General features: G+C 65.8%; 22 protein-coding genes and 2 pseudogenes. 5 read left to right on the top strand and 19 right to left on the bottom strand.

Going from position 1 to position 24,216, the window contains the following annotated elements:
- Positions 1 to 30: 30 nt before the first annotated feature.
- From NFU08_RS17755 to NFU08_RS17745, 3 genes are read right to left on the bottom strand one after another with little or no spacing between them, the layout of a single operon-like run.
- Positions 31 to 969, bottom strand: a complete 939-nt coding sequence (locus NFU08_RS17755; RefSeq protein WP_251425003.1) for a restriction endonuclease — start codon at positions 967 to 969, stop codon at positions 31 to 33.
- A complete protein-coding gene (locus NFU08_RS17750) occupies positions 969 to 2,132 on the bottom strand; it encodes a restriction endonuclease subunit S (protein WP_251425000.1) in 1,164 nt (387 codons plus the stop codon). Before NFU08_RS17750 ends, NFU08_RS17755 begins: the two co-directional genes overlap by 1 nt.
- Positions 2,129 to 3,625, bottom strand: a complete 1,497-nt coding sequence (locus tag NFU08_RS17745) for a class I SAM-dependent DNA methyltransferase (RefSeq protein WP_251424997.1) — start codon at positions 3,623 to 3,625, stop codon at positions 2,129 to 2,131. The genes NFU08_RS17750 and NFU08_RS17745 overlap by 4 nt, the downstream gene beginning before the upstream one ends.
- 123 nt (positions 3,626 to 3,748) lie before the next feature.
- Here NFU08_RS17745 and NFU08_RS17740 point away from each other — a divergent pair, with 123 nt between their 5' ends.
- Positions 3,749 to 4,999, top strand: coding sequence for a hypothetical protein (locus tag NFU08_RS17740; RefSeq protein WP_251424995.1), 1,251 nt, complete (start codon positions 3,749 to 3,751; stop codon positions 4,997 to 4,999).
- A 67-nt stretch (positions 5,000 to 5,066) separates the two neighbouring features.
- Here NFU08_RS17740 and NFU08_RS17735 read toward each other — a convergent pair whose 3' ends face one another.
- A complete protein-coding gene (locus NFU08_RS17735) occupies positions 5,067 to 6,179 on the bottom strand; it encodes a thermonuclease family protein (RefSeq protein ID WP_251424991.1) in 1,113 nt (370 codons plus the stop codon).
- 292 nt (positions 6,180 to 6,471) lie between these two features.
- Here NFU08_RS17735 and NFU08_RS17730 point away from each other — a divergent pair, with 292 nt between their 5' ends.
- Both NFU08_RS17730 and NFU08_RS17725 read left to right on the top strand, forming a co-directional pair.
- Positions 6,472 to 6,735: a helix-turn-helix transcriptional regulator gene (locus NFU08_RS17730; protein ID WP_251424988.1), complete on the top strand. Its 264-nt coding sequence runs from the start codon at positions 6,472 to 6,474 to the stop codon at positions 6,733 to 6,735.
- The gene (locus NFU08_RS17725) at positions 6,732 to 7,982 is read left to right on the top strand and encodes a type II toxin-antitoxin system HipA family toxin (RefSeq protein ID WP_251424985.1); all 1,251 of its coding nucleotides are present in this window, start codon (positions 6,732 to 6,734) and stop codon (positions 7,980 to 7,982) included. Before NFU08_RS17730 ends, NFU08_RS17725 begins: the two co-directional genes overlap by 4 nt.
- 5 nt (positions 7,983 to 7,987) lie before the next feature.
- On the opposite strand, the pseudogene NFU08_RS17720 reads toward NFU08_RS17725, so the two are convergent.
- The 6 genes and pseudogenes from NFU08_RS17720 to NFU08_RS17695 form a co-directional block, all read right to left on the bottom strand.
- A pseudogene (locus NFU08_RS17720) lies at positions 7,988 to 8,548 on the bottom strand (integrase core domain-containing protein); the annotation flags it as partial.
- Between the two features lie 7 nt (positions 8,549 to 8,555).
- A complete protein-coding gene (locus tag NFU08_RS17715) occupies positions 8,556 to 9,623 on the bottom strand; it encodes an IS110 family transposase (protein ID WP_251424983.1) in 1,068 nt (355 codons plus the stop codon).
- A 298-nt stretch (positions 9,624 to 9,921) separates the two neighbouring features.
- Positions 9,922 to 10,374: pseudogene (locus NFU08_RS17710) on the bottom strand (helix-turn-helix domain-containing protein); the annotation flags it as partial.
- 109 nt (positions 10,375 to 10,483) lie between these two features.
- The gene (locus NFU08_RS17705) at positions 10,484 to 11,437 is read right to left on the bottom strand and encodes a hypothetical protein (protein WP_251424980.1); all 954 of its coding nucleotides are present in this window, start codon (positions 11,435 to 11,437) and stop codon (positions 10,484 to 10,486) included.
- 15 nt (positions 11,438 to 11,452) lie between these two features.
- Positions 11,453 to 12,070, bottom strand: coding sequence for a uracil-DNA glycosylase (locus NFU08_RS17700; RefSeq protein WP_066272323.1), 618 nt, complete (start codon positions 12,068 to 12,070; stop codon positions 11,453 to 11,455).
- A gap of 197 nt (positions 12,071 to 12,267) precedes the next feature.
- Positions 12,268 to 13,860, bottom strand: coding sequence for an HNH endonuclease signature motif containing protein (locus NFU08_RS17695; protein ID WP_397426116.1), 1,593 nt, complete (start codon positions 13,858 to 13,860; stop codon positions 12,268 to 12,270).
- A 106-nt stretch (positions 13,861 to 13,966) separates the two neighbouring features.
- Between NFU08_RS17695 and NFU08_RS17690 the strand changes: the two genes are divergently transcribed.
- Complete coding sequence (locus NFU08_RS17690) at positions 13,967 to 14,473, top strand: hypothetical protein (RefSeq protein ID WP_251424977.1); 507 nt, start codon at positions 13,967 to 13,969, stop codon at positions 14,471 to 14,473.
- Positions 14,474 to 14,487: 14 nt separating this feature from the next.
- Here the strand turns inward: NFU08_RS17690 and NFU08_RS17685 are convergent, their stop codons facing one another.
- From NFU08_RS17685 to NFU08_RS17660, 6 genes are all read right to left on the bottom strand, one after another.
- On the bottom strand, positions 14,488 to 15,951 hold the full coding sequence (locus NFU08_RS17685) for an amidohydrolase (protein WP_251424974.1): 1,464 nt from the start codon (positions 15,949 to 15,951) through the stop codon (positions 14,488 to 14,490).
- A complete protein-coding gene (locus NFU08_RS17680; protein ID WP_174181774.1) occupies positions 15,948 to 16,331 on the bottom strand; it encodes an RNA-binding S4 domain-containing protein in 384 nt (127 codons plus the stop codon). The genes NFU08_RS17685 and NFU08_RS17680 overlap by 4 nt, the downstream gene beginning before the upstream one ends.
- 79 nt (positions 16,332 to 16,410) lie before the next feature.
- A complete protein-coding gene (locus NFU08_RS17675) occupies positions 16,411 to 17,538 on the bottom strand; it encodes a sulfite oxidase (protein ID WP_251424972.1) in 1,128 nt (375 codons plus the stop codon).
- 91 nt (positions 17,539 to 17,629) lie between these two features.
- A complete protein-coding gene (locus tag NFU08_RS17670) occupies positions 17,630 to 18,499 on the bottom strand; it encodes an SDR family oxidoreductase (protein ID WP_251424970.1) in 870 nt (289 codons plus the stop codon).
- Positions 18,500 to 18,506: 7 nt separating this feature from the next.
- Positions 18,507 to 19,511: an aldo/keto reductase family protein gene (locus tag NFU08_RS17665; protein ID WP_174181778.1), complete on the bottom strand. Its 1,005-nt coding sequence runs from the start codon at positions 19,509 to 19,511 to the stop codon at positions 18,507 to 18,509.
- 27 nt (positions 19,512 to 19,538) lie between these two features.
- Positions 19,539 to 20,324, bottom strand: coding sequence for a hypothetical protein (locus tag NFU08_RS17660; protein WP_251424967.1), 786 nt, complete (start codon positions 20,322 to 20,324; stop codon positions 19,539 to 19,541).
- 164 nt (positions 20,325 to 20,488) lie between these two features.
- On the opposite strand from NFU08_RS17660, the gene NFU08_RS17655 reads away from it, so the two are divergent.
- Entirely contained in the window at positions 20,489 to 20,887 is a 399-nt protein-coding gene (locus NFU08_RS17655; protein ID WP_251424965.1) for a YchJ family protein, read from the top strand.
- Here the strand turns inward: NFU08_RS17655 and NFU08_RS17650 are convergent, their stop codons facing one another.
- The 3 genes from NFU08_RS17650 to NFU08_RS17640 all read right to left on the bottom strand — a co-directional run bounded on the left by NFU08_RS17650 (position 20,888) and on the right by NFU08_RS17640 (position 24,195).
- Positions 20,888 to 21,724 carry a TIGR04086 family membrane protein gene (locus tag NFU08_RS17650; RefSeq protein ID WP_251424963.1) on the bottom strand — a complete coding sequence of 279 codons (837 nt, stop codon included), beginning with the start codon at positions 21,722 to 21,724 and terminating at the stop codon, positions 20,888 to 20,890.
- A gap of 64 nt (positions 21,725 to 21,788) precedes the next feature.
- A complete protein-coding gene (locus NFU08_RS17645) occupies positions 21,789 to 23,831 on the bottom strand; it encodes an acyl-CoA dehydrogenase family protein (RefSeq protein WP_251424961.1) in 2,043 nt (680 codons plus the stop codon).
- Between the two features lie 61 nt (positions 23,832 to 23,892).
- Positions 23,893 to 24,195, bottom strand: a complete 303-nt coding sequence (locus tag NFU08_RS17640; protein WP_174181787.1) for a hypothetical protein — start codon at positions 24,193 to 24,195, stop codon at positions 23,893 to 23,895.
- Between the last annotated feature and the right edge of the window lie 21 nt (positions 24,196 to 24,216).

Here is a 24,216-nt window from a genome sequence, read left to right as displayed (position 1 = left end):
AGCAGCCCGTTCTCCCGCTCATAGATCGGTTTACTCGAAGAAGTCCTCGTCGAGTTCCACCACGTCGTAGCTCTGCTTCACCTGGACGCCTACCCGGTACTTGATCATGAGGCTGACCAGGCGGGCCGAGTCGATCAGGATGATGCGTGACGGCACGTTCTCGGCGTACTGACGGGCGCCGGACGTGAAGGTGCTGGTGGTGATGAACACACCGCGGGATGCCCCGACTCCGTGCAGCGCTCCCACGAAGGCCTGGATGGTCTCGCGCCCCACCGTATTGCCGTCCGCGTAGCGCTTGGCCTGCACATAGATCCGGTCGAGGCCCAATGCATCCTGGTCGATCACACCGTCGACGCCGCCGTCGCCGGAACCGCCGATGCGACGTCCCCGCTGTTCGGCGCCGCCGTAGCCCATCTTGAGGAGAAGCTTGACCACTGCTTCTTCGAAGAAATCGGGATGTCCTTCGCGCAGCCGTTGGATAAGCGCTGCGCCCACCTCGTCGTGGATCCGGTTGATGCCGTCCTCGATCTGCTCGACGGGCTCCAGTTCTTCCACGGTGGGAAGGCTGGCAGTGGATGCTTTCTGTGCCGGTATCTGCTTCTCGGACTTGGGCCAGTACTGGGCGAAGAGCTCGTGTGCCTGGCTGTAGTTGATTCCATCCGGGTTGGCGTGCAGCCACTGCCGGCCGGGATCGGTGATGCAGTAGTGGCCCTTCGTCGGCCTGTCGATCCAGTTGGCGCGCGTGAGGTGGCTGAGGACCCACCCCATCCGCTGCTCGTAACGCAGTCCACCGGAGTTGAGCGTTTCAAGTCGGGCTGATTCCGAAAGTCCGGCTTGGTCTGCCGCCTGATGGAACAGGTCTTTGCGGTGGAGTGTACGGCCGTCTTCGAGTGCCCGCAGGACGGGAACTATCAGTGCCGGCCAGATCGGGACTTCGGTAGCAGTCGACTCCACTTGAACGTCTGACATCACAGTTCTCCCTTGAATGCTCGATGCTGAAGTGAGGCAAAGAGGGCGTCCAGTTCGACAAGGTGCTTCAGGTGTATTTCTTTCAAGCGTTCGACGGCAGCAACTCTGGTCGCGAAGGTCTGCTGAACTTCCAGCGGAGGGACCGACATGGGGCAGGTCTTGACTGTGGAAGTGCTAATTGTGTTGAGTCCAGACGTGGTGTTCGCCGCTCGGAGCAAGTATTGCCTTCCCTTCAACGAGTTCAAAAAGTGCATCGCAAAAACAGGATTCACCCTACTAATGTCCGCACGGACCCGGATCAAGTGATTTTGATGTACGCAGTTGGCCACCTCACCCGACCATAAGCCACATCGGCCAATCTCTTCCGGATTCCCGTGCCCTTCGACAATGAGAAGGTCGCCTGGCTGCAGAGTGGTCCGCTGCCGCTCCGTGGGAGTTAAGCCGATTTCTTTGATTACGCCGAGGTCGAGCCGGCCGCGATAGACGTTGGCAACTCGAAGATAGGGGGCTCTGCTGGGAAGGGCATCACGTTTGCGTGTGACCTGCAGGCCCCCCTGCACTTCGGCAACCTCCTCGAGGGGGACCGTTATCCAAGAATCCGCATCTGCGTTGAACTGGGAGTGAAAGAGCGACTGTGTGAGGGTGTCGAGGTGGACGAGGGCTTCGCGACGCTTGGTGCGGAGTTCGTCGGCCTTGTCCAGTATCGCCGCAATCCGCCGCTGCTCGTCGAGGGGCGGGAGAGGGATCTCAAGCGACTCTACGTCCCGTCTCGTTACGCCCTTGATTGTGGCTCCACGAGCCTGCCGCTCAAGGGTCGGTTGGTGTAAGCGGAGCATTTGCGTGATGTAGGAAGCACAGGCTACCCCGGGGTGCGGCTTCACAGCCGTAATGTCTTGGCTGAACGCAATGTCCCGCCCGGCGACCGCGACTTTTCCTACCGAAGTGCGAGTCACCAGCAGCACGGTACCCTCGGTGACGACGCTGGTAGCTGACTTCGCGACAGCTTCTGGCGATATGTAGCTGCGTGCAGCGTACGCGACGGGTCCGGTGATATCGGCCCCGGTGATCCAAGGGATTTCTCCTTGGAAATAGGAGTCGACCGACCTGCTAGGCGTACCTCCGCTGGTGAAATTACATACATCTCCCAGCCTCGCGAAGTTCACTTCAGCAGCTCCCGCAGCTCTGCCATGCCCTCAGCAATTTCTGCCTCCAGCTCGTCCAACGTCGCCAGAATCTCCGCAGGCTCGGCGTGCTCGACGTCTTCCTGTTCGATCTCCTTGTACCGGTTCAGGGAGAGGTCGTAGTCGTTGGCGGCGATCTCGGAAAGCGGCACACAGAACGACTGGTCCGTGCGCGCCCGCTCAAGTTCCGTCGTCGTGCGTTCGTTCCAGCGGGCGAGGACGTCGGGGAGGTCGGAGGAGCCGAGTGGGGTTCGCTTGTCGTCGAGGCTGAAGCCGTCGGACTTCACGTCGTAGAACCAGACGTTGTCCGTGCCGCCGGAGTTTGTCTTGGTGAAGAACAGGATGGCGGTGGACACCCCGGCATACGGCTTGAAGACACCGGAGGGGAGCTTCACTACGGCGTCGAGCTTGTGGCCCTCGACGAGTGTTTTCCGCAGGGACTTGTGCGCGCCGGTGGAACCGAACAGCACGCCGTCGGGAACGATGACTGCTGCGCGGCCGCCGGGCTTGAGCAGTTTGATGAAGAGTGCCAGGAAGAGGAGCTCGGTCTTCTTGGTCTTGACGACGGTCAGGAGGTCCTTGGCGACGTTCTCGTAGTCCAGGCTGCCGGCGAAGGGCGGGTTGGCCAGGATGATGTTGTACTTCTCCTCCTCCTCGGCGTGGAGGTCGGCCAGTGAATCACGGTACGAGATGTCCGGGTTCTCCACGCCGTGCAGCAGCATGTTCATGGAGCCGATGCGGAGCATGGTGGAGTCGAAGTCGAAGCCGTGGAACTGCTGGTTGTGGAAGAACTTGCCGCTTTCGCCATTGGTGAGCAGGTTCGGGTTGTTCCTCCGCAGGAACTCACCGGCCTGCACCAGGAAGCCGCACGTGCCCGAGGCCGGATCACAAATGGCCTCCAGCGGCTTTGGCGCGGTCATGGCCACCATCAGGTCGATGATGTGCCGGGGCGTTCGGAACTGGCCGTTGGTGCCGGCGGAGGCCAGCTTGGACAGCATGTACTCGTAGAGATCGCCCTTGGTGTCCTTGCCGTCCATGTTGATGCTGTCGATGACGTCGACCACCTGCTTCAGGACGCCGGCGTTCGGGATCTTGAACTGGGCATCCTTCATGTGGTGGCTGTACGTGGAGTCCTCACCGTTGGCCAGCTTGGGGAGCTCATTGCGCAGGAACGGGAAGATGCTCTGCGAGAAGACGGTGAACATCTCAGCCTGGGAGAAGTCCTTGAACCGGGACCAGCGAAGGTCCGAGTATGGCCGGCCCTGCGGGTCCAGGCCGTCCGGGAACACGGCGTTCTGCAGCGGCTGGCCCAGCAGGTTGGCGCGCTTCTCCTCGCGTGTGTGGTTCTCGTCCAGGCGCTTCAGGAACAGCAGATAGGTGATCTGTTCGATGACTTCCAAGGGGTTGGAGATACCGCCGCTCCAGAACGTATTCCAGACCTTGTCTACTTGGGACTTGATTTCACCTGTGATCACCCATGTGAGTTTAGTGGCTGAGGGAGTAGCGCTTGGCTTTCATGGGCAGTGCTGCCCTGTGTTGGATCGGACACTCAACGTGGCACCGGACTTCTGCCTGAACCATGTGTGAGGATGTCCCGTATGAATGATGTGAACCCGGACCTTGCCCTCTACGTCGAGGGCGAGACCGCCCTGGTTGCAGGGTCACCTGACGCCATCGCGGAGCTCTTCCGGAAGCTTGACGTACCGCCAGAATCAACGTCAAAGGTCGGTACGGCCGTCACTGACATGCTGGCTGCAGCCGGCGGGCTGCTAGGAATGATGGGCCAGGGAGCAGTCAGCGGCAACTCGTTCCAGATGACACCTGAGTCCTACGCCAAGTACCTGGAGTTGGCTGGTTCCACCAAAGAAGCCTTCGGCATCGTCAGCGGTGTCCTTCGCAATCCTGACGGAAGTATCGACACAGTCGTCAAACTGGTGAAATCTTCCCCCGTGGGCCTCCCAGCCGGACCAGACCCTGCGATGCTGGCAGCTGCGATCGCGATTCGATCCGCGCTCCACAGCCTGGAAGTGCAGCTCGAATCAATCGACGCAAAGCTCGATACGGTGCTGCGGGACACCCGGAACGAAGCGCTGGGCAACATCCAGGGGACCACCTTTATCCTGGAGAAGGCCTTTGGCTATTTCGAGGAAACGGGAGAACTGACGCCCACCCTGTGGGACCAGGTGGCGGGGCAGGCTGCTGCTTTGTCACAGATGCACGCGGTGGCCCTCAACCACATAGATGCGCTCGCGGACGGACTAAATGCGAAGAGCTTCGGCAAGCGGCTGGACGGGGCAAGGAACGCTGCCTCAGGTGAACTTCAGCATTGGCTAATCATCACAGCGGTGGCGCTGACGAACATGGTCCGGATGGATTCACTCGAAATTGTCCATGGCGCCACGGGGGACCGGGCAGGCGCGCACATTCATCACGTGGAGCAGGCCAGGGACCGCCGCCTTGAGCTCACGAGGTCCAAAGTGCAGAAATTGGCAGACGCTGCTGCGAAAGCGTCCAAAGTGGACACCTTAACTCGGGTGGCGAATCCCTTCGAGCTGCCCAAACTCTATGATGCGGTATCTGAAATCCAGCGGCTTCTCGTGGTGTTCTCCGAGGCGTACGGCATGCCGGCTACAGAGGCATTCGAGCGCAAGGAATGGCATACGTCCCTTCTTGATCTGGGCCACGCAGCCGGGAGCGCCGTGGCCGGGGCTGTGGGTGCCGCGGCCGGCTCTGTTGCGGCAGCACCAAAGGCCATCGCCGGAGGAGTGGAGGACAGCATCCTGCAGGTCGCCCAGAGCATCGAGGAACGCCGCAAGAGCGCCCATTCGGGCGATCAAACGACCTCCTGATCCGACCATTGCAGCGGCGGATCCGGAGAGTAGTTAAGCCCTCGGACCCGCCATTGTTGATGGGCGTTCAGCAGGGCGTCCAGGTTTTCCCGCCCGGCGCATAGCAGCGGGGTCCTGTGTATTTGGAGGGTGCCGGTGGTACATAGGGTGCGGGTGCTGGTGGAACGTATGGCTGGGGAGCCGGGGCTACGTACGGCGCCGGTGCGGGCAGCCTGCGAAGCCGCTCTGCTTCAGCAGCGGCCTGCCGGGCGGCTTCGTCCGCTGCTGCCTTTGCGGCGGCTGCGGCTTCGTCGGCCGCCTTCTTCTCGGCAGCTGCACGTTCTTCAGCGGCCTTCTTTTCAGCGGCGGCGCGAGCTTCGGCTGCCAGGCGGTCTTCTTCGGCCTTCTTCTCAGCTGCCGCCAACGTCGACTGCTGTGCCTTGAACTCGTCCCTCTTCTGCTCGCCAGAGGCAATCTTCTTTTCGAGCGCTGCCACAGCGGCCGCAGCAGCGGCAGCCGAAAGCCCGGCCCAGTAGATTGCCCTGTTGGCGTCCTTGGTAGCAGCAAGGACCGCCCTGAGGGATTTGGCAGCGGCAAGCTTCGCAGCCAGTGCGGCCGCCGCCGTGCCCGCGGCCGCCGACGTTGTTGCCGGCGCAGCCCCGGCTGCCTCTTCCAGTGCTTTGGTTGTCTCAGCCAGCTGCGCGGGAAGGGTGCAGTCTATGGCCTCGGAAAAGAGGCCGGACTTCGCAGCCCGGGCTTCCTCGTAGGCTGCCTGCACGGGCGGAAGGAACTTGCGGTTTTCGCCGACCTGCACCGGTATCCCCAGCCCTTCCCTTGCAATCTCAGCATTCACGAGGGAACCGTCCGGAGCAAAGACTCCCGCCAGTGTGCGGCCGTATTTGTCGTGGCGCTCGACATCGAATTCCAGCCTTACCTGGGTGCCCTCGGGAAGGGCTTCCTCGAGGTACTTCGAGGCTTGCGGGCCAAGGCACTCCACCGGCTGGTTGGGGTCCTTGGTTTCAGGCGTGTCCACATTGAGAAGCCGTATGGTGTGGTCGCCGTTGTTGATGGAGACGATGAGAGTGTCGCCGTCGACAACCCGCACCACCGTTCCGGAATCCTCGTTCGCTGCTGCGCCGACAGCAACGGAGCCTGCCACCAAAGCTGTGGCGGCCATTGTGGCGATTATCAGTTTCTTCATTTAGTGCCTTCGGTAGACCCTGCGTCAGGTCCGTGCCGGAAGAACATCATCCACCTTGAAGAAACCTGAGTGCTTGCTCTATGTATGCTGGCCACCAAAATGCAAGAGTTCCTCAAGCGACCCTCAAGATTGCGGCAGTTCTGTGCCGCACGCCTGAAGCTGCGGGGGAGCTTTTGCTTGGATTTACTGAACCGGCATGATCGTGCCGATCTCCCTCTTTTGATTGACCGCGGTCAGCAGTAGTGTGGCTTTACAGTGCTAGAGCGGAACGATCGTACCTAATGAGAGTCCTATGCCCCAGAGCTTTGCGGCGGTGATAGCGGGAGAAGTGCGCGCCCGCCGCGCAGTCCTCCGCCTGACGCAGCACGATCTCGCCCAGCTGGCCGGCGTCTCCGAGCGCTTTGTCCGCTTCGTCGAGCAGGGCAAGCCGAGCGTCCAGCTGGACTCCCTGGTGGCTGTCCTTGACACCCTGGGTCTGGAACTGAAGGTCACCGCCCGGAACAGCCAGGCGGCCCGCGCGGCCGGACCGCCAGCCGAGAACAGCCCTGAACAATGAGGCACCGCATCGCGGACATCTACAAAGCGGGTGTTCTGGCAGCACGGTTGGAACGGCACGACGGCGGTACCCGCTTCAGCTACCTGCCTGCCTACCTCCATTTGGCCGGACCCGCCGTCGCGACTTCCCTGCCGCTCAGCAGCGAACCGGTGCTGTCGGCCGCGGGGGCCGCACCGCCCTATTTCACCGGGCTGCTGCCTGAGGGCCGCCGGCTTAATGCGCTGCGGCGTTCCATCAAGACCAGCGCTGATGACGACCTGTCCCTGCTCATCGCCGCCGGCTCGAATCCTGTGGGCGACGTGCAGATCGTGGGCCACGGGGAGCCCTTGGACCCGGATGACCACGCGGTCCGGCTCGATCCGAAACAGCCGGTGGACTTCGACCAGCTGCTGGGGGATCCCGACCTGATCGACCCGGTGGCACTGGCCGGCGTGCAGGACAAGCTCTCCGCCGGCATGATCTCTGTCCCGGTGACCGGTACCGGGCGGCAATTCATCCTCAAACTCAACGCGCCCGAATTTCCGCATGTGGTGGAGAACGAGCTGGTGATGTTCCGTTACGCGGCCAAGCTCAGGATCCCGCTGGGCAAGGTCCGGTTGATCCGGGACGTTGCCGGCAGGCCCGGGTTGCTGGTTGAGCGTTTCGACCGGGTTCCCAAGCCTGCGGGCAAACCGGGCGGGGTGCGGCGGCTGGCGGTCGAGGACGGGGCGCAGGTGCTGAAGCTGTATCCGGCGGACAAGTACAACGTGGGTTACGGGCAGGTCTGCCATGCGCTGGCGGACCATTGCGCCGCACCCCTTCCCGCCCTGAGGAATTTGGCCATCCAGGGAGCGTACGCATGGCTTACCGGCAACGGGGATCTGCACGCCAAGAACGCGTCCATGGTCCAGCAGCCGTCCGGGGAGTGGACCATTGCGCCGGTCTACGACATTCCCTCCACAGTGGTGTACGGAGACAGGACGCTTGCGCTGAGCATGAACGGCAAACGGGCGGGTGTCTCACGGCGTCATTTCCTGGGCTGGGCCACGGAGCTCGGGCTGCCGGAGCGCGCGGCCGCCCAGGTGGTGGATGTTGCCCTGAAAGCGGCGGGCCCGCTGCTGGCGGACCTGGAATCCGGGACCGCCTTCCGCGGCCTGGGCGGGTCCGGGCAAAGGACTGACGACGACGGCGGCTCCCCGTTTCCGGAAATGGTCACTAGGGCTTGGGTCAAGGAGATGAAGCACCGGCGGCGGCTGCTTGAGGGCTAGGTGTACTAACCCGGTTGGTTGGTGACACGGCTGGCCGGTGAGGCGCCTTTGAGTGCGGTGTGGGGCCTGCGCTGATTGTAGTACTCGATGAAGTCTGGGTAACAGGCTTGCCGTTCGGCTTCTGAGTTGTAGGCCTTGGCGTAGGCCCATTCCTCTTGGAGGATGCGGTTGAAGCGTTCGACCTTGCCGTTGGTTTGGGGCCGGTAGGGGCGTGTGCGTTTGTGCTTGATGCCGGCCTCGGCCAGGACAGCGGCGAAGGCGCGGGAGCGGTAGCAGGAGCCGTTATCGGTGAGCACCCGCTGGATTTTGACGCCCCGGGCGGTGAACGCTGTGATGGCGTTGCGCATGAACGCCGAGGCTGTCTCTTTGGTTTCGTCGGGCAGGATCTCGGAGTATACGAATCGGGAATGGTCATCCACTGCGTGATGGAGGAAGGTATAGCCCCGGACCTGGCCGCGGTCCTTGGACCGGCCTTCTGCGAGGTTCCTGGCCCGGGAGTTCGCTTCGCCTTGTACCCGGCCCTGAACGCGGTGTCCGCCGCCGTTGGGTATGCGGCCGACTCTTCTATGTCTGTCAAGCGGCATTCGAAGTGCAGGAGGCGTTGAGCGTACGGTGTACGCGTCGGGCCAGGTAGCGCTTGATGCATCGACGGATTTCCCTATTTGTGTGGCCTTCTGCCCGCCGCTTCTCGACGTATTTCCGGGTCTCGGGATCGTGGGCCATTTTGGTGAGCGCGACCATGTGTAAGGCGCGGTTCAGGCTTCTGTCGCCCCCGCGGTTCAGGCGGTGGCGGACGGTGTTTCCTGAAGACGCAGGGATCGGGTTGACGCCCGCCAGGGAGGCGTAGGCGGCCTCGTTTCGGACCCGCCCGTGGTGGGACCAGGTGGCGAGGCAGGTCGCTGCAGCGACGGGCCCAAAGCCCGGTTCCTGAAGCAGGGGCGCGGCCTCGCTGATCTGCACCAGCTCGGTCAGTTGGTTCACGTTGGATTTGAGCTGTTCATCGAGTTCGAGGACACGCCTGGCCAGGCGAACCGCCTCGGTGCGGGCAATGGACAGGGAGAGCTCCTCCTCGCGTGCACGCCACCGCGAGACGTCAGTGATCTGCCCGACGGAAAGAGGCTTCCGGGCGTCCATTCCCAAAACGTGTGTGCGCAGCAGCGCGGTGAGCGCGTTGACCGAGCGGGTCCGTTCGGTGCTCATCGCATCGCGTGCCGTGATCAGGATCCGCAGGGCTTGACGGACCCCGTCGTTCACCCTGGGCCGGCGCAGCTTCTCCAGCGGCAGCGGCAGCACGGCCGCGCCGATCCGGTGGGCGTCCATGGCATCGGACTTCCCAACGCCGCGGCACTTCCTGGCATCCATGCGTGGTGCCTCGGCGACCGGGAAGCCCTCAGCAGCAACAGTGCCGGCCAGGACAGCCCCGTAGGATGCGGCGCCTTCGATGACCCAGAGAGCGTCGGCGTCTGCCCCGGTACGGCGGGCGACCCAGGCGATGGCCCTGCTGATGCCGGCAGGCGTCGTGGGAAACTCCCGGGTATCCAGCAGCTCGCCGGTCCCGGCGGCGAGGACGGCGTAAACATGATTCCGGGCGTGGGTATCAACCCCCACGACAAACGGGTGGGAATGCGCAACGATAGACATGGCGGTGCAGCACCTTTCCTCAGCGATGGACAAGGTCCGGCCGCTAAAGGCCGGTACCGGTCCGGGTAGGAATCACATCGGAACAGCACTGTGACGAGTCACGCGCTCAACAACGCGGACAATCTTCTGATCAAGTCACCGAAGTGGGCCGGACAGGTACCGGCCGACCACCCCGACGGAAGGACAAGTCGGACGCAAGACACTAATGGTCATAGTTTCTTTGAGTCACAACCACCGAGGCGGACGGCCGATACCATCCTGCCAGCCAGTCCCAGACCAGCTGCTGATAAGACTCACAGAGCTTCTTGATGTCCACGTGGATCATTTCCCCGGGCCAGGCATATTCGTATCGGCGGGCGTGGTCTCGGCCGCGGATCCTGATCCCTGTGGCCGGGTCGGTGAAGCGCAGCGGCGGACACAGGTAGCGGGTCAGGATGCGGTGGACCGTGGAGACATTCAGGTGCAGGTGGTACGCGATCCGGGCCGGACCCCAGCGACGGTTCACGCGCAGTCCCAGCACACGCCGTTCGGTGCGCATCCGGGTCCGGTGCGGGCACGTCAGGGGCCGGCTCCTGCGGTCTTCCAGCGCAGCCTCACCCAACTCCCGATAGCGGCGGGACCAGCGCGCGGCTGTCGGGACGGAAACGTTGAATCTCTCGGCAGCACGGCGCAAAGGCCAACCATCAACCACGATGCACCGGGCCAGCTGAAGACGCCCCGAATAGGCCAAAAACGCGTTACGGTGGGACACGAGGACCTCCTGGTTTGTGTTCGCTCTCGACAAGCACCACACAACACCCGGAGGTCCTCTTATTGCGTCAAATCAATCCCCGTGTCATCAACCAGCCGGGACAGTACAGCTAGGCCGGTTCCGGTCCCTTCTGGTGGCCCCCGTACCAGCTGAGGACCCGCAGGGCGCGGAGGGTGTTCCACCGGCTGGGTTGCCCATCGCCGTCCTCCAGCGTGAAGTGCACCTTGCCGGGATGGGTGTTCTCCAGCAGCCACGAGCCGTCCGGCTGCTGCCTGGAGCGGACGGCCTCCACGGCTTCTCCCAGCCGTTCGTCGGGCGTGCCGCCGGCGGAGCGGAAGTAGTCCAGCCCGCGGAGAACGTCGTAGAACCAGCGCGTGGGGTAGGAGAACTGCAGCCATTCGGGACTGACCTCGGCGCCCGTGCTTTTCCGCCGGTGCAGCCTGCGTTCCAGCAGGTATTCCCCGCCGCGGTGCCGCGCCTGCCGTGATGCGCCGGTCCCCCCGGTGGCCTGTTCGTACTCCAGCAGCCCTTCCAGCACGCAGATGGTGGTGTGGAATGAAGATCGGACAGATCCCCGTTCTGCTTCGCAGTTCCATCCGCCGTCCGGAAGCTGTTCACGGACCAGCCGGTCCACCACAGCGTCGACGTTCTCCCCGAAGTAGGCGCCCAGCCCCACCACCATGCCGTTGATGCAGGGCTCGGTTTCGCCGTCGAAGAAAGGCTGGTTGCCTTCCTCCCAACGGCTGTTGTCCCTCACCAGGCTGACCGCATGCCTGGCTTCCTGGGCGGCGGGGTTCAGGCCGAAATCGCGCAGGAGCAGCAGGCTGTAGGTGGTTGCGGTCCAGGGCTGGCCGTGGGGGTCGTCGTCATGGTCCGGCCAGTAGGTGCCGCCGTCCCATTGTCCGTCTGCTCCTTGCAGCGCTAGAAGGCGGGCGCCCCAGCCGCTGGTGGCAACCAGGTTCCGTTCGGCAATCACTGTCCCAGGCGCCGCGCCGGTCAGGTCGCGCAGGACCTGCCAGCGGAGGGCTGGATCGGACTCGAGCAGCCAGGCGATGACATCCATGCCCTAGACGGAATGTTAGAGGTGCTGGATTCCTGCCCGTTGCATGGCGTCCTTATAGATGTCCACGTTCTTGGCCAGAAGCTCTTCCTGCTTCGCTTCCGAGACGGCGAAGGCCCGGCCTCCGAGCGCGGTGGCCTTGTATACCTTGATACCGCTGTTCTTCAGCGACTGGTGGTAGGTCTTCTCGAAGAGGGTGAGGAAAGTGGAGGCATCGGTGCCGTGGGCGATGACCGCAGACACCCGGGAGTTGATCTTCAGGAACTGCCGGAACGGGCGGAGGCCGTCAGTTTTCTCCTGCACATTCAGGGCGGACGGCATATCCGCATCGCGGACCCAGGGGTAGGCGTGCCACGGCATCACATAGCGGGGATCAAGTTCTGCCAACTCGTAGATCTGGGTGGCGCGGCGGGCGGCCTCATCGTCGTTGTAGTGCGAGACAAAGCCGGACTCGGTGCCCTTGCCGGGGCTGACCTGCAGGCTGACGATGCGGCACTCATCCTCGTCGTGCACAGGGTCGATATAAGGGACGACGGACCCTGGCTTCTTTTCCATCAGTTCGTCGCAAAGCTGGGTTACCTTCGCAATGTTCGGTTCCTGTAGCAGGGCCTTTTTCTCGTCCCAATCAATCGTCACGATTTCTCCCTCAGCAGCAAGGCGTCCAGAATCAGGCGTCTTAGGCCACTCTACGCTTCCACGCTGATGGGTGGGCAGGTGAAGTTCTCTCTCCCTTCTGTGAGATCGGCTGATTGGGTCAGCCGGAACCCGGGCGGCCGGTGCTTCGAACAACGTGTTCCGTCCTTGGCCGCGAGGGAATGCCGGAATCGCGCAGTTTAGTGCTTTGGCCTGCTGTAGGCGCTTTGGACGTTTCCCACGACGGCGGGACGGCGGGCCCGCTGCGACGGCGCGGCTCGCGCTGCCCGGGGAGCGAGCTCATATGGGGGACCCGTAGCGAGGACAGCAGCAATAGCGGCTGGAGCGCCCGCTCCAGCGCCCTCGAGGCCGGTGCCGGGAGGTGGCAGTGCGGTGGAGTGGTAGGTGTGGCCGGTGGGGGTTTTCAGTTCCACCGTGTGTCGTGGTCCAGGGACCGGTCTGGCTGAGAATCCGGGTGTTTCTTTGGTGTGGTTGCAGGCTTCGCAGAGGCCTTGGCCGTTGTTGCTGGTGGTGGGCCCGTCCTGGTGCCAGGGGATGATGTGGTCGTGGTGGCGGATGGGTGCATCGCAGTAGGGGATGCGGCAGGTGTCGTCGCGGACCTGGAGGAACCGGCGGAGCCCGGGAGGGAAGAGCCGGGCTTTCGAATCCATGGCGAGGAGTTCGCCGGTGCCGGGGGCTGTGAAGACCCGGCGGAGCCAAACATCAGTACCGCTGCCAGCCCTGACGTCCGTCTCCGGAGCGCCGGCGCTGTCCGCTGGTCCCGCGCCGGGTCGTTCTTGCTGCCCGAGGATGGTTTGCCGTGCCCAGTGGGCGGGGACGATGCCGTAGCCTGCCAGGCGGGCGGGTTCGCTGTCGGCCTGGAAGAGGGTGCGGTCGGTCATGACGAGCTGGACTTCAATGCTGCTGATCCCGGCCGGGGTGCCAGTGATGCGCTGCACCAGTTCATCGGCCATGGCCGCGCCCCTGGAACGGTCATCACCGTTTGATCGGGCGGTGTCGGCGTGGCGGGTGAGGGCGGCGTACACGGCGACGCCCTGCGCGACCGGGAGCAGGGCGCTCAGGCGGGCCATGGTGTCCGGCGCCGGGCGGAGCGTCACGGTCCGGTCGTTCACTGCCTGATTGGCTCGTCTGGCTACGGAGCGCGGGTCGCGCCGGTACGCGGCGGCCCGGACCGCGGCAAGGATGGTCCGGTCCCCGGCGCCGGCCAGTGCACCTGTACCGGAGAGGGTGCCGGTGTCGGCGGCGAGTTCCTCATCCACCCCGCACCGGTCTTCGGCGGACAGGCATGCTGTTTCCTTCACGATGAGGGTGGCGCGCCATTCGTTCAGCTGCCCGGACTGCAGGGCGGCCAGGGTGTGGGGCATCTCGGTGGTGAGGGCTTTGGCCAGGCCCAGGAGCCGGCCGCCGCGGGCCGGGGACTCCCGGCGTGCCAACGCGACCTGCGCGGCAACACCGGCGCCCTGTTCCTTGGCCGGGACACCGGCCGCGGCCTGCTCCCTCCGCTGGGAGAGATCGAAAGCCACAGCGATCCGGGCCTGTTTCGCAGCCGCCAGCGATTTCAGGTCTTCAAGCTCCCGCACCTGATCAATCATCCCGGGGCCGTCAGCCGCGACCGGAACCGACAACAGGGAACGCGAGATGTCAGCAACGGACAGGACCCCGGGAACCGGCGCCACCCAGGAGACAAGGCGCGTGGCGTCCGCAGGCGCAGCGGGTTTTCCCGCCACCTGCGCTGGTGGCAGTGCCCCTCCCAGCACCTGAACCGCTTCCATAAACAAAGTCTTCCAGCAGGGTCTGACAACAACCGGCTGCTAAGGGCGGTATGTGGATAAACCGGGATAAGCCAAGTGGCCGTGAGGCGTGCTGTTGAATGAGGGAATGCAGTTCTCCAGAAAGGGCCTGAAAGCCGAGGGGTTCGCGGGCTTCCGTCCCATCGGTTCGCTCGAGGCCATGCGGATCCCGCAGGGTACAGGCGTCTTCGCCGTCCTGGCACCGGAAGGGTTCCAGCCCCGCTTCCTCAAAAAAAGCACCGCAGGCGTCTTCAAGAAGAAGGACCCGTCCCTGCCCGAGCCCGCCCTCGCCGCCGAATGGGTGGACGCCACCGTCGTTCTTTACCTGGGCAAGGCAGGCCCGGGCAGCAAGGGCAACCGCGGCCTCCGGCGGCAGGTCCAGGAGTTCCTGGATTTCGGCCAGGGCAAGCCGCCGGGGCACTGGGACGGCCGGCTGGTCTGGCAGCTCGCGGATGCGGACCAGTTGCTGATCGCCTGGAAGGAACTGCCGGCGGAACACCTCGCCAAGGCAGAAGCGGGCTACCACGCGGCCTTCGTCGAGGAACACGGAAGGCTCCCGTTTGCCAACCTCGTGAGGGCACGCACAAAGGGGTGAGACCGCAGCCTGACCTACGCCAGGCCGCCGTCGTACGTAAAACGCCCGGCGACGAGCGTGGCGGCCACCGGCATAGCCGCGAACACCGCGTCCGGCGCAGCCAACGGATCGGCATCAAGAAGTACCAGGTCGGCGGGATCACCCACGCGCACCTGCGAACGCCCCCGGCTCGACGCCAGGAGCGCCTGCCCGCGGGTAATGGCTTCCTGGGGATGCCACGGCCCGCGCCCGTCATCGCGGGCCCGCGCCGTGGCCGCCGCCATGGCAGCCCAAGGATCCAGTGGGGCCACCGGGGCATCCGAGCCCAGCAGCAGCGATGCCCCGGCGTCGAGCAGGGAACGCAGCGGGAAAGCGCGGTCAGTCCGCCCTGGCCAGTTGGTCTCCGCGGCATCGCGATCGTCGAGTGCATGGACAGGCTGGACGCTGGCCAGCACGCCCAACGAACCGAAACGCGCCAGGTCCTCCCGGCGGACAAACTGGGCGTGCTCGATCCGCCCGCCAATCCCCGCCCGTTCGAAAGCGTCGAGGGCCACCTGGTTGGCCGCATCCCCGATTGCGTGGACGGCGGGAAGGAATCCGGTGGCCCTTGCCCGCTCCAGCAGGGCCAGGAGCTCCTCCGGCTCCACCGTCAGGAGCCCGCGCCCGCCAAAGGGGTAGGGATCCACGCAATAGGCGGTGCGGGTGTTCAACGCCCCATCAATAAGCACCTTGAGCGGTCCCACCCGCAGCAGCCCCTTGCCGCCGTCGACCTCCTGTCCGGTCCTCATGCCTTCGGCCGCAGCGCGCTCAAGGTCGGCAGGGTAGACACCGGCGTCCACCCGGAGGGCATCGAAGCCGCCGGCAATGCGCCGAAGCCACGGGTCCCGGTTCCAGGTCATCTCGAAATCCACCACGCCCACCACGCCACGGGCAGCAGCCGCCCTGGCGGCTCCGGCCACCCAGGCATCCACCACGGCGTCGGGCAGGCGGCCCAGCTCCCGTGTCAGGGCAAAGGCCGGGTCCTCGCGCAGCAGCCCGGAGGCGTCCACCTGTACCGCATACCGCCTGGCCGCAGCGGTATTGAGCCACACGCTGTGCAGGTCGTGGCTGACCAGTGCGGTGGGCTGGCTGCCGGTTGCCTCATCCAGCAGCGCCAGGGAGGGCGTGTCCGGCCACAGGGCGTCACGGAAGCCGACGCCGACGGCGGTCACCGCCGGATCGGCGCCGGGCATCGAAGAACGTACGACGGCGGCCGCATCCTGGGCGCTGACGGCACCGGAGAGGTCAATGCGGTTGGCGTGCAGCGCCCACTGGGTCATGTGGACGTGCTCGTCCCAGAGCCCAGGTAGCAGGCAGCGCCCGCCGGCGTCGATGACGCGCGCGGCTACCGGAGAGTCAGCATCTGCGCCAAACCCGGCCACCCGGCCGTCGCTGATGTGCACGCTGTACAGTGCGGCGTCCCCGGGTATCCGCACGTTTGCAAGGACCAGGCCCGTCACGCCGAACCGCGGAGCCGTTCCATCTCGCGGCGGTCCTTCTTGGTGGGCCGGCCGGCGCCCCGATCGCGCTGCGGCAGGCCGAGGGCGGGGGCGACCGGGCGCGGAGGTGTGTGGTCGGTGAAGCAGTGCGAGGCCGGTTCAGCCCCAACGCGCTTGTTGATCAGCCGGCGCACCTCGAGGATGCGTTCGTACCCGGACATCCGAACGGTGACTGTGTCGCCCGTGACCAGCGTCGCGGATGCCTTTGCAGGGCTGCCGTTGAGCCGGATGTGGCCTGCCCGGCAGGCAGCCGTAGCCGCGGAGCGGGTCTTGTAGGCGCGGACGGCCCACAGCCACGCGTCGATGCGGACACTGGCGGGGGAGGAAGGAAGGCTGGTCATGGCTGGCACCGAGTATAGCCCGGCCCGCTTTCCCGGCGCCGGACCTGTCGGCGGCTCCAGCACCAGCCGGGCCGCCCGGCTAACCAACCGTTACGCTGATGCGCTGCACCACGTTGTTGCCCATCCCCTGGTAGTTCCAGTTCTGCTCCAGGGGCTGGGTGGCTCCGGTTGAGTCCGTGGCACGGCAGGACAGCACGTGCCCGCCCAGGTCCGCCACCCACGGCATGGTCCACTTCCGCCACGCGTATCCGCCCGCAGGCTTGTCGAGCTGGGCCGGCAGCCACGCGCCGTCGATGCCCACCTCCACCGACGTGACGGCACCCCCGCCGGACCACGCCCTGCCCTGCAGCAGCACCGGCCCGGGTTTCAGCATCCGGTTGCGGGTCAGGAAGTCCGGGATGCCCGGCGGAACCATCAGCGAACGCACCCTGATCCGCGAAACCGGCGTGCCGGCGTCGTCCGCTGATTCCTGGTAGCGGTAGGCGACCTCCTGCTGGAAGCCTTTGAACGGGGTGGTCACCACTTCGATGGATTGCAGCCATTTCACGCTGGCCATGCCGTACCAGCCGGGCACCACCAGCCGCAGCGGGTAGCCGTGCTGGGGCGGCAGCTCAGTGCCATTCATCGCATAGGCAAGGACGACGTCGGGACGCAGCGCCTCATGGATCGGCAGGCTGCGTGCGTAGCGGTGGGGGACGCCGCCCTGGACGCCCTCGTCCACCCCGGTGAACACCACTTCGACAGCGTGCGGGTGGACGCCCGCCTTTCCCAGGAGGTAGGCCAGGGGTACGCCCGTCCAGTGCGCGGTGCCCACGCCTTCCAGGATCCACGGCTGGCTGACCGGCCGCGGATCCAGGAGCGACCGTCCGTTCCCGGCGCACTCCAGGGTGACGGGCACCGTGATGACGGGGTCCCTGCGCAGGGCGGCCATGGTCAGCTCCATGGCCATGTCCACCGCACCGCTGATCCGCAGGTGCCAGGAGGACTCGTCAATGTCCGGGATGTCGAAGTGGGTCAGGACGTAGTGCAGCCCCGGTGGGGTGATGTCACGGCGGAGGGCCTCCAGCGGCATGGAGTGGTTGCGGGCCCCCAGCTGGAGTTCCTCCCGGGTGATCGGGCCGGTGGTGGGCCCGGCCGTGTGCGCAGCGGGGCTTTCCGCCGCTGCGGCTGGGCCCGCGGACTGCTGGTGCGTGAAGATCTGTTTCATGGTGGTGCCACTCCTGCCGGCCGGCTTGAACGTCCCCTGTCCACAGGTCTACGCCCGCCCTGCCGGCACGTCAACGGCCTTCCCGTTGGAGTCAGAGGACAGGCCTGGCCAGGAATTCCCGCAGGCTGATGGGGTCTTCACCGGTGAGCCCGTGGACATCCGGTGATATCCCCGCCATGTCCCCGGCCGCGATGGCGGTATACGTGCTGACCCACGCGTCCACCTGCCACGGAGGTGCGCCATAGGAGGCCCGCGACGCGTAGGCCTCCTCCAGCGTCTCCGGCTGGTAGGAGACGGTGCGGCCCGTACTCTGCGTGATGATGTCCGCGGCCTGCGCCAGGGTGAGTTCCTCGGGGCCCGTGAGGTTGTAGATGGCGCCCTTATGGATGGCGGGGTCGCGCAGGACGGCCACGGCGCAGCGGGCAACGTCCTCGCGGGCCACCCCCGAAAAGGCGCCGTCGCCGGCGGGTCCGCGGATCACGCCGTCCTCCCCGGCCAGGAGCGGCAGGAAGTCCAGGTACAGGTTGTCCCGCAGGAACGTGAAGTCCATGCCGGATGCCCGGATGTGCTCCTCCGTGGCGTAATGGTCCCGGGCCAGGGTGAAGGTGGCGTCGGGAGCTGCGCCGTAGAAGGACGTGTACACCACATGCTGCACCCCGGCGCCTGCCGCGGCGTCGATGAAGGCGGTGTGCTGCTGCACCCGGTCCTGCGTTTCCGCGGCGGACACCATAAACAGCACTTTCACGCCGTCCAGGGCCTGCCGGGCAGCCGCGGTGTCTGTGTAGCTGCACACGGCGGGCGTGGCACCATCCAGCTCAGGCGCACGCGCAGGATCGCGGACCAGCAGGCGCTGGGTGGAACCCAGCGCGGCGAGTTCCCGCGCCACCATGCCGCCCAGCCCGCCGGTGGACCCCGTGACGCCGAGGCCGGGGAAGTCAGGCAGTTCCGCTGCGGAAGTCACGGGCGCCCTAGGCTTCGCGCGCGGCGGGGGACTTGGTCTGGGCGGGATCGCGCTCGGCCAGCGGTCCGATGGCGTCGTCGATCTTCTTCAGGACCTCCGGCTCAAGCTTCACGCCTGCCGCCGCCACGCTGTCCGCGATCTGCTCCGGCCGCGAGGCGCCGACGATGGCCGAGGCAACGTTCGGGTTCTGCAGCACCCACGCCACGGCCAGCTGGGGCATGGAGAGGCCCGCTTCCTCGGCAATGGGCTTGAGCTCCTGCACGCCGGCCAGGACGTCGTCGCGCATCCAGCGCTCGATCATCTTTGCGCCGCCCTTTTCATCCGTGGCGCGGCTTCCTTCAGGGGCAGGCTGGCCGGGCAGGTACTTGCCGCTCAGCACACCCTGCGCCATGGGGGACCAGACAATCTGGGACACGCCCAGCTCCTCCGACGCCGGCACCACCTCGGCCTCGATGACCCGCCACAGCATGGAGTACTGGGGCTGGTTGGAAATCAGCTGGAAACCGAGCTCCCTGGACAGTGCGTGTCCTTCACGCAGCTGCTCGGCCGTCCACTCGCTGACGCCGATGTACAGCGCCTTGCCCTGCCGGACGATGTCCGCGAACGCCTGCATGGTTTCCTCCAGCGGCGTCTCGAAGTCGTAGCGGTGGGCCTGGTAGAGGTCCACGTAGTCCGTCTGCAGGCGCCGCAGCGAACCGTTGATGGATTCCATGATGTGCTTGCGGGACAGGCCAAGATCGTTCTTGCCCTTGGGGCCGGTGGGCCCATAGACCTTGGTGAAGATTTCCAGGGATTCGCGCCGTTCGTTCTTCAGCGCAGCACCCAGGACCGTTTCCGCTGCCGTGTTGGCGTAGACGTCGGCTGTATCGAATGTGCTGATGCCGGCGTCGAGCGCTGCCCGCACGCACTGGGTGGCGACGTCGTTCTCCACCTGCGAGCCGTGCGTCAGCCAGTTGCCGAACGTGATTTCCGAGACTTTGAATCCGCTGTTTCCGAGGTATCTGAATTCCATGGGTTTCACGCTAACCCAGATGGTTGCTCAGGGTAAGGGCTGTCTGCCCTTCGAAGCAGACCCTGTGGAACCCGCTTCCTTGGCTGCCTCCGCCGCCGCCCTGCTGATCTGCGCCGGGCCGGACAGGGACACCAGTGATCCGGTGTCCAGCGGAGCCAGGACGTGGGGGACCTGCGGCTTCTTGAAGGACCGGGGCAGCTCCCGCGAGGGACGGCTGTTATCCAGTGCGGATTCCACCAGCGGGGCCACTTCCGCAACCTCTTCTGCCGGCACCTGGGGATCGGGCAAATCCCGCACTGAAAGCTTGATGTCCGGCGAAGCCGCGCGTGCCTTGGCCTTTGCCCGCGCGTCCGCGTCCGCAACGGCAGCGGCCCAGTCCTCCGCGAGGACAGGCGGCTCGCGGCGGGCGGCGGCCAGCGCGGGGTGGTGTTCGACGGCGGTGCGCAGCGTCGTTTTCAGGTGGCCGGGCTGCAGCGCGGCGCGCCAGTCGCGGGGAGGCTTCCCGGCCCGCTTGCGGAACGCGCGCGCAAGCAGCCCGGCGTGTGCCGGTCCGGCTGCGGACGCCGCGCCAGCGCCGCCGTCGGACGCCTGCTGCTGGCCCCCGGCAGGTCCGGCGAAGCGTACAAGGGGAAGGGATTCTTTTCGGGAGCGCCGGCCGAACAGGGCCATCAGCAGCGCGGCTGCCAGGCGGCCAAGCCCGGCAAGGACCAGGGTGATGACCCCCAGCAGGAAGAGGACCAGGAACATCAGGAGTGCAACGCCCACGGTTCCCAGGAACGTCAGGTTGAGGATGAGCGTATCCGGATTCTCCACGTCATCTCTCCTCTCTGCCGGCAGCAGGACGCACCCCGGCCCTACTCCGCCAGGGCGCCCGCTCCTTCTCCACCTTACGGATTTTTGGGGTGCCGTGCCGCCGGACGCTGGGGTGCGCCCCGGTTTGTAGCAAAGCTGTTACCGCGTGTGACAGCATCTTTTGCATGACGGTATCCATAGACCAGGAAAACTGCCTGTGCCTGTCCGGGGAGCAGTACGGACAGTGCTGCGGACGCTTCCACCGGGGAGTGGCGGATGCTGCCACTGCTGAGCAACTCATGCGCTCCCGCTACAGTGCGTTCGCATTGCTGGACGCGGACTACCTGATGCGCACCTGGCACCCCCGGACAGCGCCGGCGGAGCTGGAACTGGATCCGGGGATGGAGTGGCGGCGCCTGGACATCCTCTCCATGTCCGGCGGCGGACCGCTGGATACCGAGGGGGTGGTGGAGTTCAAGGCGTACTACCGGCACGGCAGCGGCCGCGGCGTCCTCCACGAGACCAGCCGGTTCGTGCGGGAAAACCGCCGCTGGCTCTACGTGGACGGGGACGTCCACGCCTGACTACTCGTTGTCGTAGGCACTGTCCGGCGTGAATCCCGCCCGGTCCACCTTGCGGTGGAACCGCATGCCGGCAAGTCCGCCGAGGACGGCGCCAACCAGGGCAACAGCGGCCACCACGACGGCGGCGATGATGCTGGTGGTGGTCAGCTGCCCTTCGTTGATGGGGATCCGCGGGAAGCTGTTGAGGTTGGCCAGCACGTTGAACTGCTGCCCCGCCACCAGGCCCAGGATGGACACAAGGATCGCCACGATCAGCGCCCAGATCCACACCATGAGGCCCTGTTTGGCACCATTGAAGCGCGCCATCCTGCCTGCCACGTAACCGCCGGAGTAATAGGACACGAACAGGATCACCAGCAGGACAATGATGCCCACCAGGCCCACCGTGCCCTGGTTCTGGGCTGCCTGGCTGACAGCTTCATTCACATCGGTGTTGGTGGCCAGGCCAACAGCCGTTCCCGCCGCCGCCACAAAGGCGGTGAGTAGCACGGCCATGCCGGTGGCAGTCAGCCAGCCGAAGAACGCGGAGCCCACCTTGATGCCGCCGAACTGTTCCTTTTCCCGGGCCACGGCGGTCTGCCGGTCGGTCAGGTTGGGATCGGCAGCCGGTGCGGGAGCTGTGGGAACGTACTCCCGCTCGGCGGAGGCACCGGCCCGCCCTGTGCGGTCCGGCACCCGGTCATAGGTGGAGGTCGGCGCGGCATCGCTTGCCGGCACCTGCGGGTAGGAGCGGGTGGGTTCGCCCCCAACGGCATCGTCGCGGCGGGTCCCGGTTCGGTCAACATCCTCGCGGGCACGCCTCGGAGGCAGGTTCTCTGGGTCTGTTGAGCTACTCATGGCTCCACTCAAGCATCACCCACCAGTGATAGCAAGGATGCTTACTATTTCGTGACCTGTGGCGTCACCGGTATCTGCGGTGCAGGTTTTCCCGCCGGGAGGCTCCGGGGGAGGCATCAGCGATCCACGGGCCGGTCCCTTCGGACTGGTCCAGGATGCCCTCCTCAAGCCAGGTGTAGTCCCCGGCCAGGACCTTCCGCGTGAGGGAGTGGTCGGCGTCGTCCGTGTTCCGCCACAGCTGGTCAAAGTACTCGTCCACACGAACCCGGGCCTGCTCGCAGTAGGCCTCCGCCAGCTCATAGGCACTGGCGGCCTTTTCCGGTGCGGTGTGCAGCAGGTTCTCCGCCCGGGCGCAGCACGCGGTCATGGCGAACAGCTCGGCGCCGATGTCCACCACCCTGCCCAGGAACGCCTGCTTCCGTTCGAGCTTCGCCTGCCAGCGGCCCATCCCGTAGAACGTCTGGCGGGCCAGCCGCCGAGACGAACGCTCCACGAAGCGCAGCTGCCTGGCCAGCCGCCCGAACTCACTGTAGGAGCGCGGGTCCATGCCGGCGCCGGCCACCAGCTTGGGGAGCCACCGCGCGTAGAAGCCGGAAGCCCCGACGGCGGCCCTCGCTTTGTCGGACAGGCTCGCGTCCAGAGACGCAAGGTCACCGGCGGCGGCCAGGTGCGCATCCACCGCCTCCCGGGCGATCAGCAGCCGCATGATTTCCGACGAGCCCTCGAAGATCCGGTTGATCCTCAGGTCCCTCAGCTGCTGCTCCGCAGGAACGGCGCGCTCGCCGCGTGCCGCCAGCGAATCCGCGGTCTCAAAGCCGCGGCCGCCCCGGATCTGGACCAGTTCATCGGCAATCCGGCAGCTGATTTCCGTGGCCCAGAGCTTGGCCAGGGCGGCCTCGATCCGCACGTCCTTCTGGCCGGCGTCGGCGAGTTCGGCGGAGAGCTCAAAAACCGCGTCCAGGGCGAAGGCGGAGGCGGCGATGAATGCGATTTTTTTGCCCACGGCCTCGTGCTCGCCCACCGGCCTGCCCCACTGGGTCCGGGCGTTGGACCATTCCCGGGCGATCTTCAGGCTCCAGCGGCCCGACGCCACGCACAGCGCCGGAATGGAAAGCCGTCCAGTGTTCAGGGTGGTGAGCGCAATCTTCAGTCCCTGCCCCTCGCGCCCCAGCCGGTTGGCGGCCGGCACCCGGACCTGGTGGAACCGGGTCACGCCGTTTTCGATGCCCCGCAGGCCCATGAACGCATTCCGGTTTTCCACCGTGATGCCCGGCGAGTCCATTTCCACCACGAAGGCGCTGATGCCGCCCTTGTGGCGGGTGCCGTCAGCATCCGTGTGGGCCGGCACCACGGCCATCACCACCACCAGTTCCGCAATCACCCCGTTGGTGGTCCACAGCTTGACGCCGTCCAAAAGGTACGCCTCGCCGTCGTCCGTGGGCGTTGCAGTGCTGCCCAGCCGGGCGGGATCGCTGCCCACATCCGGTTCCGTCAGCAGGAAGGCAGTAATGGCGCCGGCCGCGCAGCGTGGCAGGTACTCGCGCTTTTGTTCCGGGGTGCCAAAAACCTTCACCGGTTCCGGCACCCCGATTGACTGGTGGGCCGAGAGGAGTGCACCGAGGCTTGGGTGCACGCTGCCCAGCAGCGCCAGGGCCCGGCCGTAGTACACCAGGGACAGGCCCAGGCCGCCGTATTCCCGGGGGATCTTCATCCCGAAAACACCCAGGTCCGCCAGGCCCCGGATGTAGTCGTCGGGAATCATGGCATCGCGCTCGATCACCCGGCCGTCCATGGTGCCCGCGAACTCCAGCAGCCGGGCCATGAATGCCTCGCCCCGCTCCACGGAAGCCGGGTCCGGGGTGGGCCAGGGGTGGACCAGGCTGAGGTCGAAGCTGCCCAGGTAGAGGCCTTTGGCGAAGCTGGGCCGCTCCCAGCCGGATTCCCGTGCCGCTTCCGCCACGGCGCGGGCCTCATCGGCCGTGACGCCGGCGCCGATTTTGCCGGCGGGTACGGGGGTGTCCTCTGCGGGGGAGTCTGTTGCCGGTCCTGTGGAGGTGGGGAGGCCGGTGGCAGGGCTTGTTGCGGGGCTGTCAGTGGCGGAGCTCATGGGTCATCTCCTTGGCCGGATTGGCCGGTGTAGCCATGGATCCGCCGGGTTGGAGAACCCTTCAGCTGTCTCTCAAGATTACCCGCGGGTAGGTTCCGGTGCTAGGGGAAGCCTGGGCCTGGAAATCGCCTGCAACGTCCACCGTGGCGGCGTGGTGAACCAGCCTTTCCCAGCCGGTATTAATACCGTGCACCACGGCCAGGAGCGTTTTGGACGCCAGCGTCCAGCCCAACTTTCCGGCCCCCAGGAGGATCAGTGCCACCAGTCCCGAGGCCAGGACGAAAGCGGCCAGGATAAACCCGAATACCAGCGTGCCCACGAACACCAAAGTGGCGTTGTCCACTGCTGTCAGATCGAACGGCATGAGTCCCCCTGCTGCGTCGTT

The sequence above is a fragment of the Pseudarthrobacter sp. NCCP-2145 genome (assembly GCF_023708005.1).
In the GTDB taxonomy this organism is placed as follows: domain Bacteria; phylum Actinomycetota; class Actinomycetes; order Actinomycetales; family Micrococcaceae; genus Arthrobacter; species Arthrobacter oxydans.
Note: the sequence above shows the minus strand (reverse complement) of the source record. Positions and strands in the feature narration are given on the sequence as shown.